At 69.0% G+C, this 16850-nt stretch carries 12 protein-coding genes and 3 pseudogenes; 7 read left to right on the plus strand and 8 right to left on the minus strand.

What is annotated here, in order from left to right:
* Positions 1-285 precede the first annotated feature (285 nt).
* Positions 286-1080, minus strand: a complete 795-nt coding sequence (locus RM609_RS04135; protein WP_311607999.1) for a maleylpyruvate isomerase family mycothiol-dependent enzyme — start codon at positions 1078-1080, stop codon at positions 286-288.
* A gap of 533 nt (positions 1081-1613) precedes the next feature.
* Here RM609_RS04135 and RM609_RS04140 point away from each other — a divergent pair.
* The 3 genes and pseudogenes from RM609_RS04140 to RM609_RS04150 all read left to right on the plus strand — a co-directional run bounded on the left by RM609_RS04140 (position 1614) and on the right by RM609_RS04150 (position 6606).
* Positions 1614-3820 (plus strand): annotated as a pseudogene (locus RM609_RS04140) (MGH1-like glycoside hydrolase domain-containing protein).
* A 1075-nt stretch (positions 3821-4895) separates the two neighbouring features.
* Positions 4896-5108: a hypothetical protein gene (locus RM609_RS04145; RefSeq protein WP_311608001.1), complete on the plus strand. Its 213-nt coding sequence runs from the start codon at positions 4896-4898 to the stop codon at positions 5106-5108.
* 241 nt (positions 5109-5349) lie between these two features.
* Complete coding sequence (locus RM609_RS04150) at positions 5350-6606, plus strand: protein-glutamine gamma-glutamyltransferase (RefSeq protein WP_311608002.1); 1257 nt, start codon at positions 5350-5352, stop codon at positions 6604-6606.
* 276 nt (positions 6607-6882) lie between these two features.
* Here RM609_RS04150 and RM609_RS04155 read toward each other — a convergent pair whose 3' ends face one another.
* The 3 genes and pseudogenes from RM609_RS04155 to RM609_RS34440 all read right to left on the minus strand — a co-directional run bounded on the left by RM609_RS04155 (position 6883) and on the right by RM609_RS34440 (position 8984).
* On the minus strand, positions 6883-7044 hold the full coding sequence (locus tag RM609_RS04155; RefSeq protein WP_311608004.1) for a hypothetical protein: 162 nt from the start codon (positions 7042-7044) through the stop codon (positions 6883-6885).
* Between the two features lie 606 nt (positions 7045-7650).
* A complete protein-coding gene (locus RM609_RS04160; protein WP_311608005.1) occupies positions 7651-8208 on the minus strand; it encodes a TolB family protein in 558 nt (185 codons plus the stop codon).
* Positions 8209-8520: 312 nt separating this feature from the next.
* Positions 8521-8984: pseudogene (locus RM609_RS34440) on the minus strand (transposase domain-containing protein).
* Positions 8985-9159: 175 nt separating this feature from the next.
* Here RM609_RS34440 and RM609_RS04165 point away from each other — a divergent pair.
* Together RM609_RS04165 and RM609_RS04170 are read left to right on the plus strand one after the other, a co-directional pair.
* Positions 9160-10182: a GNAT family N-acetyltransferase gene (locus RM609_RS04165; RefSeq protein WP_311608007.1), complete on the plus strand. Its 1023-nt coding sequence runs from the start codon at positions 9160-9162 to the stop codon at positions 10180-10182.
* Between the two features lie 55 nt (positions 10183-10237).
* A complete protein-coding gene (locus RM609_RS04170; protein WP_311608009.1) occupies positions 10238-10519 on the plus strand; it encodes a hypothetical protein in 282 nt (93 codons plus the stop codon).
* A 298-nt stretch (positions 10520-10817) separates the two neighbouring features.
* Here the strand turns inward: RM609_RS04170 and RM609_RS04175 are convergent.
* Positions 10818-11081 (minus strand): annotated as a pseudogene (locus RM609_RS04175) (macro domain-containing protein); the annotation flags it as partial.
* Between the two features lie 246 nt (positions 11082-11327).
* Between RM609_RS04175 and RM609_RS04180 the strand changes: the two are divergent.
* Positions 11328-13274, plus strand: coding sequence for an APC family permease (locus RM609_RS04180; protein ID WP_311608011.1), 1947 nt, complete (start codon positions 11328-11330; stop codon positions 13272-13274).
* A gap of 138 nt (positions 13275-13412) precedes the next feature.
* Here the strand turns inward: RM609_RS04180 and RM609_RS04185 are convergent, their stop codons facing one another.
* Together RM609_RS04185 and RM609_RS04190 are read right to left on the minus strand one after the other, a co-directional pair.
* Positions 13413-13553 carry a hypothetical protein gene (locus RM609_RS04185; RefSeq protein WP_311608012.1) on the minus strand — a complete coding sequence of 47 codons (141 nt, stop codon included), beginning with the start codon at positions 13551-13553 and terminating at the stop codon, positions 13413-13415.
* Position 13554: 1 nt separating this feature from the next.
* Positions 13555-14781: an amidohydrolase family protein gene (locus RM609_RS04190; RefSeq protein ID WP_311608014.1), complete on the minus strand. Its 1227-nt coding sequence runs from the start codon at positions 14779-14781 to the stop codon at positions 13555-13557.
* A gap of 84 nt (positions 14782-14865) precedes the next feature.
* Between RM609_RS04190 and RM609_RS04195 the strand changes: the two genes are divergently transcribed.
* Entirely contained in the window at positions 14866-15825 is a 960-nt protein-coding gene (locus tag RM609_RS04195; RefSeq protein WP_311608015.1) for a LysR family transcriptional regulator, read from the plus strand.
* Here RM609_RS04195 and RM609_RS04200 read toward each other — a convergent pair.
* On the minus strand, positions 15809-16783 hold the full coding sequence (locus RM609_RS04200) for an aldo/keto reductase (protein ID WP_311608502.1): 975 nt from the start codon (positions 16781-16783) through the stop codon (positions 15809-15811). The two genes, RM609_RS04195 and RM609_RS04200, sit on opposite strands and share 17 nt — an antisense overlap.
* Between the last annotated feature and the right edge of the window lie 67 nt (positions 16784-16850).

Genomic DNA, 16850 nt, shown 5'->3' on the forward strand with positions numbered 1-16850 from the left:
AAGACGTCCGTCCTCGGTTTCGTCCCGGCCCACAACGCCACCACCAGGCATCATCCAGCGCAGAACGAGGCCGCCGGCCGTGGATTCGCTGCTACGTGGAACGCAGCCCCGCGTGGCGCCGAAGCCTGCGCAGTCTTCTTGCCGGGCCCGTGCGGAGTCCGCGCACCCTGTCTGGTCCGATTTTCGCGTCGGGCCAGGGCGGCATCGTCAGCGAGTACGGCCACGGGGCACTGGTCAGCGTGATGGTGGCCGCGGGCTGACCCGGGTGGTGCCGCCCCCGTCCGTTCAGAACGCGGAGTTCGCGGACCAGCGCGTCAGCAGGTCCGCGTCCCCGTCCACCCGGAGGGCGTCCCAGTCGTGGCCGAGGCGCCCGTACAGGAACAGCAGCAGGTCCGCGGCGGTTCCCTGGACGGACACGTCGGCGGCCGTGCGCGTGGCTTCCGAGTGCGGGCCCACCTCCACGGTGAAGCCGTCGGGGCCGAGACGGACGAGCCAGTCGCCGTCGCTGTCGGCGCACCGGAAGCGCAGGGTCTCTCCGGCACCGCGCAGCTCGGCCACCTTGGGGGCGAAGAACGCGGCGAAGGGCAGGTTGACGAGGAACTCGTCGACGCCGTCGGTGGCCAGGTCGGGGTCGATCACCGGGCGGAGGCCGAGGGCGCGTTCCGCGTCGGTGCGGTGGACCAGGGTCTCGAACAGCATCCGGCGGATCCAGAACCTGGCGTGCTGGTCGGCTCCCCAGGCCCACATCGGGGCGTCCGGGTCGAGCTCGGCGAAGACGCTCGCGGCCTCGGCGGCGCTGTCCGCCAGCCAGTCCGGGTAACCGTCCTCGCTCGCCGGGAGCCGCAGTTCCACCTCGCGGGTACGCGGCGGCTCCTGAACGCGTCGGCGCAGGAGCACGGAGAACCAGCGCTGCACGCTGCCGGTGTGCTTGACAAGGTCGGCGAGCGTCCAGCCCGGGCAGCCGGGCACCGGGGTGGCGAGGTCGGCGTCCTTGACCGCCGCGACGAACGCGGCGGTCTCGGCGGCGACGGCCTCGCGGTGGACGGCGGGGGCGGACGCCCGGCCCGATCGGTTCGACATGTGTGTTTCGCCGCGCTTCCTGCTGCTCCGGCCCGGCAGCCTTACCCGCGGGGCATCTCGGGGGCAGCCTGCCACAGCGGCTCCGCCGGCTCATGGGCGGGCCGGTCGGCGGGGGGCTGAGCCATGCCTCGGCTCGGATCCGGCTCACGGAGGGAACGGGGTCCGACACCGCCGCATGGGGCACCTGCTGGACGGCTCGAAGCCGACGTACCACCCTCGCGCCGTTGGCCCGTATGGCGGAGCGCGTAAGCGCCCCAAGCATTGGAGCCTCCCTTGCGCGCCGGCATCCTCGCCCCACGGCAGGGCTAGCCGCTGGCCTGGTCGTACCGCACCGCAAACACCGTCGACGGCAACTGCTGCCGGGCGGGAAGCGGCCCGGGAGCCTTTCTTCCGCTTGCGCACCCCGTCCCCAAGGGGGGGCGAGTTCCGGCCGGAGAGGGTGAATCGCGTGATGTGGGTGCCGCGCTTGTCCCATGCTGCCCAACACCCCGTTGGATCCAGCCCCGGCCCCTTGGAAGAACTGGAGTTCGCCGATGCTCCCGCGCCCGTGCGCCCTGTTCGCCCTCGCTCTCCTCCTGGCCGTGGCCACCACCTCGTTCCAGCCGTCGGATGCCGCCCCACCGTGGCGGACGGCCTCCCTGAACTACGACTGCGACTGTGCCGACAACGGTTACGACGACGTGCTCGATCTACGGGGCGCCCCGACGGCAGCACTTCCCGGACACGATAAGGACAACAACCCGATCAACGTCTTCGCCGACCGGGGGGCATGGCACGCCTACGCCCTGCCGACGGCCGACGCCGACGGCTACGGCGGATTCACCGGCCCCCTCTACATCGCGCAGGAGTACCCCTGGTGGCTCAGCACCTCCTTCAGCCGCATCCGGCTGAGCGAGGACGGCCGCGCGCTCGACCTTGCCGGCGGCGGACCGCCGCGCTTCATCTCCCGGCCCGGATCCCTGTTCCAGGCATACGACCTCGGCGGCGGCCTTCGGCTCACCCTTGAGCTTCGGTACGCCACGCACCGCACCGCGCTGGTAGGGGCCGTGGTGCGCAACACCGGCCACATCCCACGCGTCCTCGGCGCCGCCTGGGCCGGAAGTCTGCTGCGGCCTGCCGAGGCACCCATGAGACAGGCGCCGTCGCTGGCCGTCGCGCCCCGGGGCGTCGCCGTCGACTTCGCCAAGGTGCGCGCGGCAGACGACTTCCTCACCGACGGCACAGAACGGTTCGAGGTCCGGCACCGGGACCCGGTGCGCACGACGGTGTCGGGAGACGGGAACTCCTACCGTACGGAACTGGCCGCGCCCTTCACCCTCGCTCCCGGCACGGCACGCTCCCTGGACTGGACCGAGAGCTACACCTTCACCGAGGCCGAGCGCACCGCGGAAGCCGGTGGGGTACGACGGGTGCTCGCCGACCCGGTGCGGACCGTCCGGGCGGCCGACACCCGCTGGCGCGGGTACGTCGACGGCGTGACCGCCGGGGTACCGGCCGGCCGGCGGCGGCTCGCCGTCAAGGCGCTGGAGACGCTGGTGACCAACTGGCGCAGCGCCGCCGGCAGCCTCGCGCACGACGGGATCACGCCGTCCCTCTCGTACAAGTGGTTCGCGGGTGGATTCTGGGCTTGGGACACCTGGAAGCAGGCGGTCGGCACGGCACGCTTCGACACGGGGCTCGCCGAGGCGCAGATCCGCTCGGTGCTCGACCACCAGATACGTCCCGGCTCCACGACCCGCCCGCAGGACGCGGGGATGATCCCGGACGCCGTCTTCTACAACGATCCACAGCGGGGCGGAACCAACTGGAACGAGCGGAACAGCAAGCCGCCGCTAGGCGCCTGGTCGGTGTGGCAGGTCTACGAGCGGAGCGGGAACAAGGACTTCCTGCGGGAGGTGTACCCGAAGCTGGCCGCGTACCAGGAGTGGTGGTATCGCAACCGGGACCACGACCACAACGGGCTCGCGGAGTACGGTGCGACCGTGGACCCTGCCAACGGCTCGCCCGGGGAACAGCGGCTGGCCGCGGCCTGGGAGAGCGGCATGGACAACGCACCCCGGTTCGACACCGCGCTGGGCACCACTACCGTGCCGAATCGGGACGGCTCGGGGCAGGTGATCGGCTACTCGCTGACCCAGGAGTCCGTGGACCTCAATGCCTATCTCGCCGTCGACCAGGAGCATCTGGGCAGGATCGCCGCGGAGCTGGGGAAGCGGGCGGCCGCCGACGACTGGCAGGCCAAGACCGCCGCCACCGGCAGGGCCGTACGGGAAAGGATGTACGACCCGGCGACCGGCTGGTTCTACGACACCGCGCTCGGCTCCGGCACTCGGCTGACGGACCGGGGCAGGGGGATCGAGGGCGCGATCCCCCTGTGGGGTGGCGTCGCGACCCGGCGCAGGCCGCCGCTGTACGCGGACGGCTCCTGGATCCCACCGAGTTCGCCACCGAGATGCCCCTGCCGACGGTCTCCAAGAGCTCGCCGTACTTCGCCGCGCGGCAGTACTGGCGCGGCCCCGTCTGGCTCGACCAGGCGTACTTCGCGATCGCGGGGATGCGTGGTTACGGATTCGGCCGCGGCGCGGACGCACTGGCCACGAGACTGACCGAGAGAGCAACCGGTCTGACCGGCCACGGACCGATCATGGAGAACTACGACCCACTGAGCGGATCCGCCCTCAACTCGCCCAATTTCAGCTGGTCCGCGGCGCTGCTGTTGCCGCTGATCGCGGGGCGATAGCCCGGGACCTCGGCTCTCTCCGTGTCCCTTCACGGTTTCACGCCGCCGGCTTCGGGTGCGCAGGTGGCGCTGCCCGTGCCGACCGGGACGTACCCGGTCAGGAACGTCTCCCTCCGCCTCGCCGTCCGAGGCCGCCCCGACCCGTGGGGGACTCTTCCCACACGATCCAGACCCGGACCTCCCTCCGGCAGCGTGGGATCAAGGCCGTCATCCCCCGAGTCTTCCGACGGGACGCTGCTGTTGGAGCGCTACCCCGCCTTACTGATCGCCCGTGGGCCGGAAGCCGGCCAACCGGTCCCGGACTGACATCCTGCCCGAGCCGGACCTGTTCCTCCTCCACGTTCGAGTACCACGGCCCCGCCCCCTCCTACACCCCCGCGGCCACCATCTCCGAGCCGGCCCGGCCACTGCCCGACGCAGGCTGGAAACACGCCCTCGACGGGTGCTGCATCACGTGGAAGGCTCCCGTCGCCCTTGCCGCCGGCGTACAGGTCGACGCCTTCGCCCCCAGCGGACCAATGGTCCTCTTCCCACCTGGGCGATCTGGGCAGCCACGCGGTCCACCAGCCGGGCTGGGCCCTCCGTCTGTCCACGAGCGCCCTGGCAGCCCTCCTACAAGACTCCACCTTCGAACTGGCTCATGGGCAAGGGCGCCGACCGCCCGCACCGCCGACGCGCTCAGCCGCACTGCCCCCGCCTGCTCCGGACAGCCGCAGGGCACACACCCGCTGGCGAACCCGAACAGAATCCGGCCGTACGGATCAAGAGGTCCTGTCATGCGCGTTGTGGCCAAGTCGGCGTCTCGAGCCTGCCGCGGCAGGCTCGCTGGATCTCCTACAGCCGGGTGACCGCCGACGAATGGGGCTCTTCATCCGGTCGGCAACGACGACATCGACCGCGCCGTGGCGTTCCCGAACAACATCACATCTCCCCCGCCGGGCCGGATCAGATGCATGGCCAAATACCGCCTTGGTGGCAGGTTGGCCGGTTTCAAAACCGTGATGTTGCCGGGGAGTTAACACGGAGACATGATCACTGTTCGTATCAGCCTGATCACTCATCCAGGAGCCGAGAAGTGATACGCAGAACCGCTCTCCGCACCCTCACCACCGTCGCTGTGACCGCGACCCTCGCCCTGCCCCTCACCCAGGGAGTCCAGGCGGCCACCCCGGCCACGACCGCCCCGGCGACCGCCGCCCCCGCCACGATCAACACGGAAGACGACACCCCCTTCCGCTGGATGGAACTGGACGGCCTACGGGCCGACTCGACGACGACGCCAATGTAGCGCCGGGCCGCCCGGCGGCCACCGCGGCCATGATCGGCGACGAGCGCGCCGCCACCGCCATCTCCCGTATTTCCGTGTCTCCTTCCGCATCGCGGCGGCGGCCTTCCTGCCGTCGACACAGCGACGCAGGGCAGCGCGACCAAGGCCCTGAACGGAAGATCGCCGCAAACCCCCTCCATTGCGTCGCGCTCTCGCATGCCCTCGTTTCACGAGATTCACCACAAGGGAGTTGTTCATTCTCATGTACAAACGTCGGAGATTTCTCACCTTCGCCACTGCGGGGGCAGTCATATGCACCGCCGGATTCATCCCGTCGGTCAGCCAGGCCGCCAACAGCGGCGACAGTGAAGAGAAGGGGTCCTACGCCGAAACGCACGGACTGACGGCGGATGACGTCAAGAACATCAACGCACTCAACGAAAGCGCCCTGGCTCTGGGGCAACCCGGCAAGCCTCCGGGGGAATGGCCTCCGAGCGCCGGCCCGTCCTCCCGGACCCCCGGCTCCACCGACGACAGGGAAACCCCTCCGGCCGAGCCGCTCGAAAGGATGCCTGATGCGTACCGGGCCTACGGAGGAAGGGCCACTACGGTCATCAACAACTACATACGCAAGTGGCAGCAGGTCTACAGTCATCGAGGCGGCAAGAAGCAGCAGATGACCGAAGAGCAGCGAGAAAAGCTGTCCTACGGTTGCGTCGGCGTCACCTGGGTAAATTCGGGCCCCTACCCGATGAACAAATTGGCGTTTGCGTTCTTCGACGAGAACAAGTACAGGAACGACCTCAAAAACACCAGCCCCCGACCCGATGAAACGCAGGCAGAGTTCCAGGGTCGCATCGCCAAGGACAGTTTCGACGAGGGGAAGGGTTTCAAGCGGGCGCGTGATGTGGCGTCCATCATGAACAAGGCCCTGGAAAGTGCCCACGACGAGGGGACGTACATCGACAACCTCAAGACGGGGCTCACGAACAGCAATGACGCTCTGCTCCACGATGACAGCCGCTCGAACTTCTACTCGGCACTGAGAAACACACCGTCCTTCAAAGAAAGAGACGGGGGCGACTACGACCCGTCCAAGATGAAGGCGGTGATCTACTCGAAGCACTTCTGGAGCGGGCAGGACCAGCGGGGCCCCTCCGACAGGAGGAAGTACGGCGATCCGGAAGCCTTCCGTCCCGACCAGGGTACCGGCCTGGTCGACATGTCGAAGGACAGAAGCATCCCGCGCAGTCCCGCCAACTCTGGCGAAAGTTGGGTCAATTTCGACTACGGCTGGTTCGGGGCTCAGACGGAAGCGGACGCCGACAGGACGGTATGGACCCACGGCGACCACTATCACGCGCCCAACAGTGGCCTGGGCCCCATGCACGTATACGAGAGCAAGTTCCGGAACTGGTCTGCCGGGTACGCCGACTTCGACCGCGGAACCTACATGATCACGTTCATACCCAAGAGCTGGAACACCGCCCCCGCCAAGGTGCAGCAAGGCTGGCCGTAACAGAACCGGGCAGACGGGCCGGGTCGTCCGGCCCTCCACCGTCCACACCTGCGGAGACGCCCCGGTCCCTCACTTGACGCACGTATGGGCGGACCGGGGATCCAAGCGACGCAGTCGTCCCCTGAAGACGGAGTCAGCCGGCCTTCGGTGCCATCGCTGCCCAATGCAGTTGCTTTATGACGGCCGGTCTGACATAGAGCTGTGTCTCACCGCTTGGGTCTCTGTGAGGTCGACGAGCTCTTGGTGCTCGTCGACCTCGCTCTGGTTGCGCCGCAATCACGCGGGGCGAAGGAACATCACCACGCCGATGCCGATGGTCGCCGCGACCATCAAGGCCGGGCCGAACTGTGGGCGGATGTACGCCACGGCGCCGGCCATGATGGCGGCGAGCAAACCCACGACAGCGATCAGGGCGAGGAGCGTCTGCTCGGTGGTCACGAAGTCCTCCTGCGGGTCGGAAAGCAAAGCCCCTGCGAGGCCTGCCGGAACAGCAGCGGATCGTCGGGTAAGTCGTATGACACGGCAATCCAGGCACCTGGGCCGGTGACGCTGCCGTCGCAGCATGTCCATCCCGCTTAGGGCGGTGACGAGGGCAGGGTCGCCTTCAGCATGGGTCTTCCGGCTCGGCGACTACTCTTCTGCTTATTGGTCTGGTTGAGGACCCAGCGGCCGGGCTCGACCGTGTCCCGTCCGGCGCGAGTCCGCAGCAAGGGCCACCGGTTGGGTTTCTTGACCGCGCGTGGGCAGTTTCGGTTACGGCGGGTCGGGAGCAGGCGGCTTCGTGCCTCTTGACCGGCCTCGGCAAGGGAGCGGGTGAGCCTGGCCGTGGTGGCTCCGAGCTGGGAGGGAACGCTTCGGCGGATGATTCGGACACACTTCAGGCAGGAGACGCGGTCCGTATCCACGGCGGGGTCGGCGAGGGCTGCGTCGTGGGCGAACCGGCGGATCGCGTGGTGGACGGCGAGGTAGGCCCACAGCTCTTGCCGGACGCCTTCCGGCGTCCGGGATTGGATCGGCCCGCCGGGGCCGAGGTGGTTCTTGATCTCATCGAAGGCCGGCCCGATCTCCCAGCATTCGAGATATAGCGCGATGAGCTCGGCCGCCGGGTACTGCCTTGGCGTCGTCGCGCTCGGCTTCCCGGCGTTTGTCCTCGGTGGCGGGTTCGTCCTTGGCGAGCAGGGCGACGGTGCGGCCGTCGGGGAGCGGGCAGTGGTCGGAGATTCCGCCGCGCCACCTGGTCAAGGCCTCGGCCTTGGCGATGTCCTCGCTGCCATCCAGACGGATCCGCTGGAGTTGGGCGGTGCCCTGCTCCTCGCGGTCGGAGGTGAAGAAGAGAGAGGCCGAGTCAGGCGCCCACTTCGGGCCGAGGTCGCGGGCCGTGCCGTCGGTCAGCCTGCGCGGGGATGTGCTGCCGTCGGCGGCGGTGACCCAGACGGACCCGTGCGGACGCCCGCCCCTTCCGCCGTTCGCGACCACTCCGTGGGCGACCAGGCGGCCGTCCGGCGAGATGGCCGGTGCCACGGCGGCGGCAACGTCCACCACCAGTTCGGCGGTGAGCGGGTCGGTCGGTCCGGGAGTCGGCTGCGGTGCGCGGCGCGGCATGCGGACTGCCTTTCGCTCGCCAGTACGGCAAGCGGACATCCTGTCGCACTATCGGGTCGGCGTCAGTCGGAATTCGGAGAACGGGCCGCATGCGAACCTGCCCCGGACGCCCTGCCACAGCCCATGGCACAGAGTGGACATGCACTGGCGGAAGGGCGGTGACCTGCATGCTTGATCATCGCTATGAGTCGGACCATTCTCCCAGAAGGTACGGCTCGATTAACTTCCAATCCACAACCGATAGCTGAACTCGCGTGATGCCAGACGATCTACGGGATCACACTTCGCCACGGGGACGAATCCGTCTATTGATCACGACTCGATATGCGCCCTAGGGCCGTCGCAGGTGTCGCCGTTGCTCGCCGAGTCGGGAAGGTCGAACTGGGTGCCGTCCAGGGCGAGCAGCCCTAGCCCACGCCACCATGCTCCAGGCCTGTCCGGTCCAGCCAGCGGCCCAGCGACCTGCCGGAACAAGGTCTCCAGCACGCCCTCGCCGAGCCGCGCCCTGGCCCGGGACAACGACGATCGGTTGACCCGGGCCAGAACGCCGCTACCCGGAACGCCGTTGGTCGGCACGCACATGACCTTCTCATACGACTCCTGGGCGAACAGGCAAGCGCGAGCACGAAGTAGGCGACCAGCCGAGCCGGAAGCAGACGGCGCCGCTGCTCGGCCCGGCCGTGCTTGACCATCGCCACGTCGACCAGCTCTGGGTGAACACCTTCGTCAAGATCCCGATCCGCACCCGTTGCCCGGCGCTCCACACCTTCACGCATCGGTCAACGGCCCGGGAAGATCAAAAGCAACTGCATTGGCCATCGCTGCCCCCAGGGCCACATGGCAGCCCACGACGGTCCTGGCGTGGTCGTAGGCGATCGTCATCGTCACCCCGCCGATGTGGGCGCGCCCGCCGGTGGCGGTCGAAAGCAGGTCTGCAGGCCCTGGCCGGCGGTGAAGGAGCAGAACGGATCGCGCGAGTACGACAGCGTCATGCAAGCTCGGGCGAGACCGCAGAAGGCGAATGGCTCAGCAATCTCGGTTGAGATCGGCCCGGCTGTCAGAGACATTACGTCGTCAGGTTGGAGGCATGACGAAGGCCCGAGCCGACTTCTGCTTGGGCCCCGCCTGCTTCTTCGCCTGGATCACCGCACAGTCACTGAACAGGAGCCACCCGTGGCCAACACTTGGCAGACCACCCCCGACCCTGTCGAGGATCGAAGCCGGCAGGACCATCCGGATCGCCCCGCGGCCTTCGACGACGCGGCGATACGCCAGGCCCGCAACTCCGCCGCGTTCTGGACCGCAATCGGAAACTCCCGCGGCCACGAGGTGATCCGCCGCCGCAGCTTCCTCGCCGTGCTCGGCGGCGAGCGCGCCGGGACACGCTTCTTGCTGCAGGAACCCGACCCCGACGCGCACGAGCTCGCCGAGCTGACCGAGCTGGCGGTCCGGTCGACCGGACCGGTGGATGCTGAGGATCCGTTCGATTCCACCGACCTGAGTCACCTGGGCATGCGCAACTGGCAGATGCCGATCATGGTGCGCCCGCCCGGTCCTGTCCCCGCCCCCGCGATGGAGGTGATCCGAGTCCGGCGGACGCACGAGCTGCAGACTGCCGAGGAGATCCTGATCGACGGCTTCGAGCTGACCAGATTCACCCCCTACCGTCCCGGCGAGATGTTCCCCACGACGCTGACCGAGCAGCCAGGCGTAGGCGTCTTTCTCGCCGTCCTGGACGGCGAGGCGGTCGGAGCCGGTGTCACCGTCGTCCACGACGGGTTCGGCAGCCACTACTGGGTCGGCACGCCGTCGGCGCACCGCTCCCGCGGCGCCGGGCGGGCCGTCATGCTCGGCTCGCTCGCGCCCATGTCGAACCTTCCGGTGACACTCACTGCCTCACGGCTCGGACGGCCCCTGTACGAGTCGCTGGGCTTCACCGCCGTCACCTCGTCGACCTGGTGGTCCTCACAATGACCACCACCGAGGCGTGACTCAGCGCCCCCGGCCAACCCGGACACCACTTGCAAGGATGGCCCGTGGCCCCCGTCCCGGCGGCCGGGGAGCCGACCGGGCGCCGGGACGGACAACGCCGCGCGGTCCGCGGCCCAGACCTGTTGCCCTCGTCGTCCGCGACAAGCGCACCATCGACGACACGGTGGGCATCCGCGACTGGGCTGACGTCCTCGCCGACCGCGGCTACCTCGGCCGCACCGAAGCACGCCGCTTCAACGCCCTCCTCGACGAGGCGATCGCCTCTGGCCATCGCCTCCCTCAGCGCGCCGACCTCAGCACCCTGGGGTCATCACGCTGAGTAGCCATCATCTGGACTGACACACCGTCGCCAAAGTCAGCATCAGTGCCGCCACAGACCGCTGCCGACCGCCGGAGAGCGCCGAGACCAGATACTCCGTTCACCACCACTGACCTGCGGAAATACAGGCCACCGGCATGACCGTCCGTTACTGGAGGAGCCCCTCGTAAAAATGCTCATCGATCTCCCCGAACGGCAAAGCCGCTGAGATGCCGCAGCCTGACGGCACGGCGGCCTCCCAGCGGCTCTGTCGGGGGCTCGGGCCGAGCAGATGCTCTCAACGGGCGGGCAGGTCAGCTCACCTCTGCGGTGAACGCCTCGTACGCCCGTCGAAGAGGACAAAGCGGACCTCCTCGATGCTCGTCTCCGCTTGTCTCACCGTCTCGACCGCAATACGGGCCACGTCCTCCATCGGCCACCGGTAGACACCCGTCGAGATCGCCGGGAACGCCACCGTCCACGCGCCCATCTCGTCCGCGGCGCGCAAGGACTCCCGGTAGCAGGAGGCCAGCAGCGACTCGTCACCACCAGAAACCTGAAACACCGGGCCCACGGTGTTGAGCGTTTACCCACTGCGTCAGGCAGCGAGCATCAGCGACCGAGCCCCCACGGAGGTCGCCTGCTCGATGCCGGGTCCACGACCACCGATACGGCGTCCGAGACCGGCCTGGCTACGACCCATCCGCGAATCTTGACGCTTTCCTGACGCCCTGCCCCGGGTAGGCGAGGAATCCATTGCTTACGCTGGCTCGGCCGTCCGCATGATGGCCGAATTTCGACCCCCACGGCAGCATCCCAGGAGCACCACATGGCCACGCCGACCGACACGCACACGAGTCGTCTGCGGGGGTGGATGCTGGAGGGTCTCTCCGACATGGGCAAGGGCCGTCCTTCGCAGGCCGCGCCGACGCCCGAGCACGAGGGCCAGCCCTGGTACCGGGTGATGTGCCTGACCGGTGTCGACTATTTCTCGACCCTCGGCTACCAGCCGGGCATCGCCGCCCTGGCCGCCGGGCTGCTCTCCCCTGTCGCGACGGTCGTGCTCGTGATCGTGACGCTGGCCGGCGCGCTGCCCGTCTACCGGCGGGTGGCCGAGGAGAGCCCGCACGGCGAGGGTTCGATCGCGATGCTGTCCCGGCTGCTGTCCTTCTGGAAGGGCAAGCTGTTCGTCCTCACGCTGCTGGGCTTCGCCGCGACCGACTTCCTGATCACGATCACGCTGTCGGCCGCGGACGCCTCCACCCACCTGGTGGAGAACCCCAATCTGGAAGGGGTCCTGCACAACAAGCAGGTGCTGATCACCATGATCCTCATCGCGCTGCTCGGCGCGGTGTTCCTCAAGGGCTTCATGGAGGCGATCGGCGTCGCCGTCGTCCTGGTCACGGTCTACCTCGCGCTCAACGCGGTGGTCGTGGTCACCGGCCTGTGGCACGTCCTCACCGAAGGCCACGTCGTCACCGACTGGACCGCCGCCCTCACCACCGAGCACGGCAACGTCTTCGTCATGATCGGTGTCGCACTGATCGTCTTCCCGAAGCTGGCGCTCGGCCTGTCCGGCTTCGAGACCGGCGTGGCCGTGATGCCGCATGTCAAGGGCGCCCCGGACGACACCGAGGACCGGCCCGCCGGGCGGATTCGCGACACCAAGAAGCTGCTCACGACCGCCGCGGTCATCATGAGCGTCTTCCTGATCCTGACCAGCTTCATCACCACCGTGCTCATCCCGCACAAGGAGTTCGAGTCCGGCGGCAATGCCAGCGGCCGCGCGCTCGCCTACCTGGCGCACGAGTACCTGGGCAACGCCTTCGGCACGGTCTACGACGTCTCGACCATCCTCATCCTGTGGTTCGCGGGTGCCTCCGCCATGGCCGGTCTGCTCAACCTGATGCCGCGCTATCTGCCCAAGTACGGCATGGCCCCGCACTGGGCCCGCGCCGTGCGCCCCATGGTGATCGTCTTCACCCTCGTCGCCTTCCTCGTCACCTGGATCTTCGACGCCGACGTCGACGCCCAGGGCGGTGCCTACGCCACCGGTGTCCTCGTCCTCATCTGCTCCGCCGCCATCGCCGTCACCATCGCCGCCCGCAAGGCCGGCCAGCGCGGCTGGACCATCGCCTTCGGCGTCATCTCGGCCGTCTTCCTCTACACCACCGTCCTCAACGTGATCGAGCGCCCGGACGGCGTGAAGATCGGTGCCTGCTTCACCGCCGGCATCCTCCTCGTCTCCCTCCTCTCCCGCCTCGGCCGCGCCTTCGAACTCCGCGTCACGCATGTGGAACTCGATAAGAAGGCTGAACGGTTCATACGCGACATCTCACAGCGCACGCCGCGCTTCATAGCCAACGAACCCGACGAGCGCGACGCCGCCGAATACCGCGAGAAGATCGAACAGATCCGCGCCGACAACGACATCCCCACCACCGAGGACTTCGTCTTCGTCGAGGTCACGGTCACCGACCCCTCCGAGTTCGAGGCCGGCCTGACCGTACGCGGCGAGATCATGCACGGCCGCTACCGCGTCCTCACGATGGAGAGCTCCTCCGTACCCAACGCCCTCGCGGCCTTCCTCCTCCACGCCCGCGACCTCACCGGCACCCGCCCCCACGTCTTCTTCGAGTGGACCGAGGGCAACCCCTTCACCAACTTCGTCCGCTTCTTCCTCTTCGGCCAGGGCGAGGTCGCTCCGGTCACCCGCGAGATCCTGCGCGAGGCCGAACCGGACCGCGACCACCGCCCCCGCGTCCACGTCGGCTGACCGGCCGTCCACCGCGCCGGCCGGAACCGCGGCGGGCACACCACCACACCCGTGGCCCGACACACCGCGTGGGCGGCGACCGCCCCACGCTGGGGCTGCAACACCGCTGCCACAACTGCTCGGGCGCCGACTCCGGGATCAGGACGGTGACCCGGGTGTCCCATGCGGCTGCCGCCCGATCGTCCACGGAGACAGAGGGAGCTTGATGGCCTGCCCGTTGCGCAACGCCGAGCGGTAGAAGTCGGGCAGGAAGTGGTGATGGACGTCGATCTTCGTCACCTCACACCCCCTCGCCCTCGAAGACGACCCGGCCGCTGTGGATCACCTGGTGGACTCGGCCGAGGGCGGTGATGTCCTGGGCCGGGTTGCCGGAGACGATCAGCAGGTCGGCGAGCTTGCCCGGCTCGACGGTACCGAGGCGGTCGGCGATACCGAGCAGCTCCGCATTGGTCCTCGTCGCCATGGACAGGGCTGCGGGGGCCGCGATGCCCTGGTCGTGGACCATCATCACCAGCTCGTCGCGCAGCTTCCAGCCATGCAGTCCCGGGGAGTGCGCGTCCGAGCCGACTCCGATCCGCACGCCCGCCTCGTAGGCGCGGTGGACCAGGTGGTTGCCGTAGCGCAGGGTGCGGGCGTCCCCGTCGACGGTCGCCCCGAACTGGTGCGCCACCATCGTGGGCACCAGGTAGGTGCCGCGGTCCGCCATGAGGGCGAACAGCTCCTCGGCGGCCGCCTCGTCCTGCGGTTCCTCCGCGCGCAGCACCAGGTGCTCGATGTCGTCGACACCGCGCTCGACCGCCGCCCTGGCGTCCTCGACGGTCTCGGTGTGGGCGGCGACCCGCAGGCCGTGGGCGTGGGCGGCACCGGCGATGGCCTCGGTGAGGCGCCAGGGCATCTTCAGCTCGGGACGGGCCGGGCCGAAGATCGCGTTGTTCGAGATGATGATCTTGACGAGGTCGACACCCGCGGCGGCGAGCTCGTCGACCATCCGGGCGGCCTCCTCGGCCGTCTTCGGCATGCGGGCGCCTTCCCGTACGGCCGCCGGGTCGCTGCCCCAGACGGTGGCGTTGGGGTGGCCCCCCTCGACCTGGAAGCTCGGCCCGCTGGTCAGGATGCGGGCCCCGGTGAGCGTGCCGTTCTCGAAGCCGTCCCGCACGGCGATGCTGTCGTGGAGGAAGTCGCCCAGGCTGCGCTGGGTGGTGACCCCGTACCGAAAGGCCCCCTCGCGGGCCGCGGCGTAGTCGTCGGTGACGGCCCGGCCGCCGAACGGCGGCGAGCTGCGGAACCCCAGACCTCCCAGGTGCACATGGGCGTCGATCAGCCCCGGAAGAACCGCCTTGCCCGCCAGGTCGACCACCGTCGCCCGGTCAGGGACCGGTACGTCGGTCCCGGCGGCGGCGATCCGGCCGCCGGAGACGACGACGGTCGCGCCGACGATCACGGGCCCGCCGGTGCCGTCGATCAGCAAGGCATTGGTGAGCGCGAGGCTCGGTTCGTGCTGGTTCATGCCCTCGAGTCTTCTGCCGGACAAGCCATAACGGAAATCAATGATCCATATGCGTCTATCAGTGCAGCTGATAGCTTTGAGGGTGTGGCCCGTCCTGATCTGAACCTGCTCGTCGCCCTGCAGGCCCTGCTCGAGGAGCGGCACGTCAGCCGCGCGGCCGAGCGGATCGGGGTCAGCCAGCCGGCGGCCAGCGCGATGCTCGCGCGCCTGCGCCGGCACTTCGGTGACGACCTGCTCGTACGCGAGGGCAACCGCTACCGGCTCACCCCTCTCGGGCAGCAGCTGCAGGAACAGACCGGCAGCGTCCTACAGCTCTCCGACCGGCTCTTCGCCACCAAATCCCACTTCGCCCCCGCCACCACCGAGCGGGAGTTCACCCTCCACGTCTCCGACTACGCCATGGCCGTCCTCGGCCCCCGGCTCCTGACCGCCTTCCAGGAGCGGGCACCGCACGCCCGGCTGCGGTTCCGCCAGTTCGGCACCCCCGAAGCCATGCACGGTGAAGCCGGCGCCTCCGCGGCGGACGGGCTGATCGCGCCCCGGGACAGCGGCGTGAGCGGACTGCCGAGCCTGGCGCTCTTCGCCGACGAATGGGTCGTCATCGCCGACCAGCACCACCCCCTCACCCGCGCCGCACCCGGTGCGGACGACATCGGTGAACTGCGGTGGGTGCTGGGGCAGTTCGAGCCGCGCGACTCCCGCTTCATGCTGCACCGCCTCGCCGAAAGCGGCCTCCAGCTGAAGCCCGAAGCCGTCACCGACAGCTTCCTGGCCCTGCCCCTGTACGTGGCCGGCACCGACCGCGTCGCCGTCATCCAGCGACGCCTGACCAGGGCCGTACCCTTCCCGCCGTCCCTGCGCGTGCTCCCCTGCCCCTTCGACGCCGGGCCGGTCAACGAGGCCCTGTGGTGGCATCCCGTCCACACCCACGACACCGGCCACCGCTGGTTCCGCACCCTCATCCACGACACCGCCCGCCGGCTCGAAGCGGAAGAGCCCCTCGTCGGCCAGGCCGGTCGGGTCGGTGTCAGCCCTTGGGCATGAAGGGGGCCGCATAGCGGTCGCCGAAGGCGCCGTTCGGCAGGATCTCCTTGATCCGGGCGAGGTCTTGGCCGGTGAGCGTGACGCCGGTGGCGCCGACGTTCTCCGCCAGGCGCTCGGGGCTGCGCGTGCCGGGGATGGGGACGATGTCATCCCCCTGCGCGAGCAGCCAGGCAAGGGCGAGCTGGGCAGTGGTGATGCCCTTGGACGCGGCCGGCTCGGTGAGGGCGGCGACGGCTTCGACGTTGGCGTCGAAGTTCTCGCCCTGCCAGCGCGGGTCGAGGCGACGCCAGTCGTCCGCGGTGTACTGGTCGGCCGGCTTCATCGCTCCGGTGAGGAAGCCGCGTCCCAGCGGGGAGTAGGGCACGAACCCGATCCCGAGCTCGCGCACGACCGGCAGGACGGAGTCCTCGACGTGCCGTTCGAAGACGGAGTACTCGGTCTGCAGGACCGAGACCGGCTGTACGGCGTGGGCGCGGCGGATGGTCTCGGGGCCGGCCTCGGACAGACCGAAGTAGCGGACCTTGCCCGCCTCGATCAGCTCCTTCACCGTCCCGGCGACCTCCTCGATCGGCACGCCCGGGTCGACGCGGTGCTGGTAGAAGACGTCGATGTGATCGGTGCCGAGGTAGCGCAGGCTGTTGTCGGCGACCTTGCGGATGTTGTCCGGCCGGCTGTTGAGACCGCCGGGGTTGGCGAGGTCGTAGCCGAACTTGGTGGCCAGCACCACCTCGTCGCGGAAGCCCTTGACGGCCTCACCGAGCAGCCGCTCGTTCGAACCGGTGCCGCCACCGTAGACCTCGGCGGTGTCGAACAGCGTCACCCCAAGGTCGTAGGCGCGGCGGATGGTGGCGAGGTTCTCGTCGCGGTTGCTGGGGCCGTAGAACATCGTCATCCCCATCGTGCCCAGCCCCAGGGCGGAGGTGGTCAGGCCCTGGCGGCCGAGGAGGCGCTTGTGCATGGTCATCCGTGGTGCCTTTCTTATGTCTTCATGTCTTCGTCGATGGACGCGATGGCGGCGGGCGGCG

The organism is Streptomyces hesseae, from assembly GCF_031845785.1.
Taxonomy (GTDB): Bacteria; Actinomycetota; Actinomycetes; order Streptomycetales; family Streptomycetaceae; genus Streptomyces; species Streptomyces hesseae.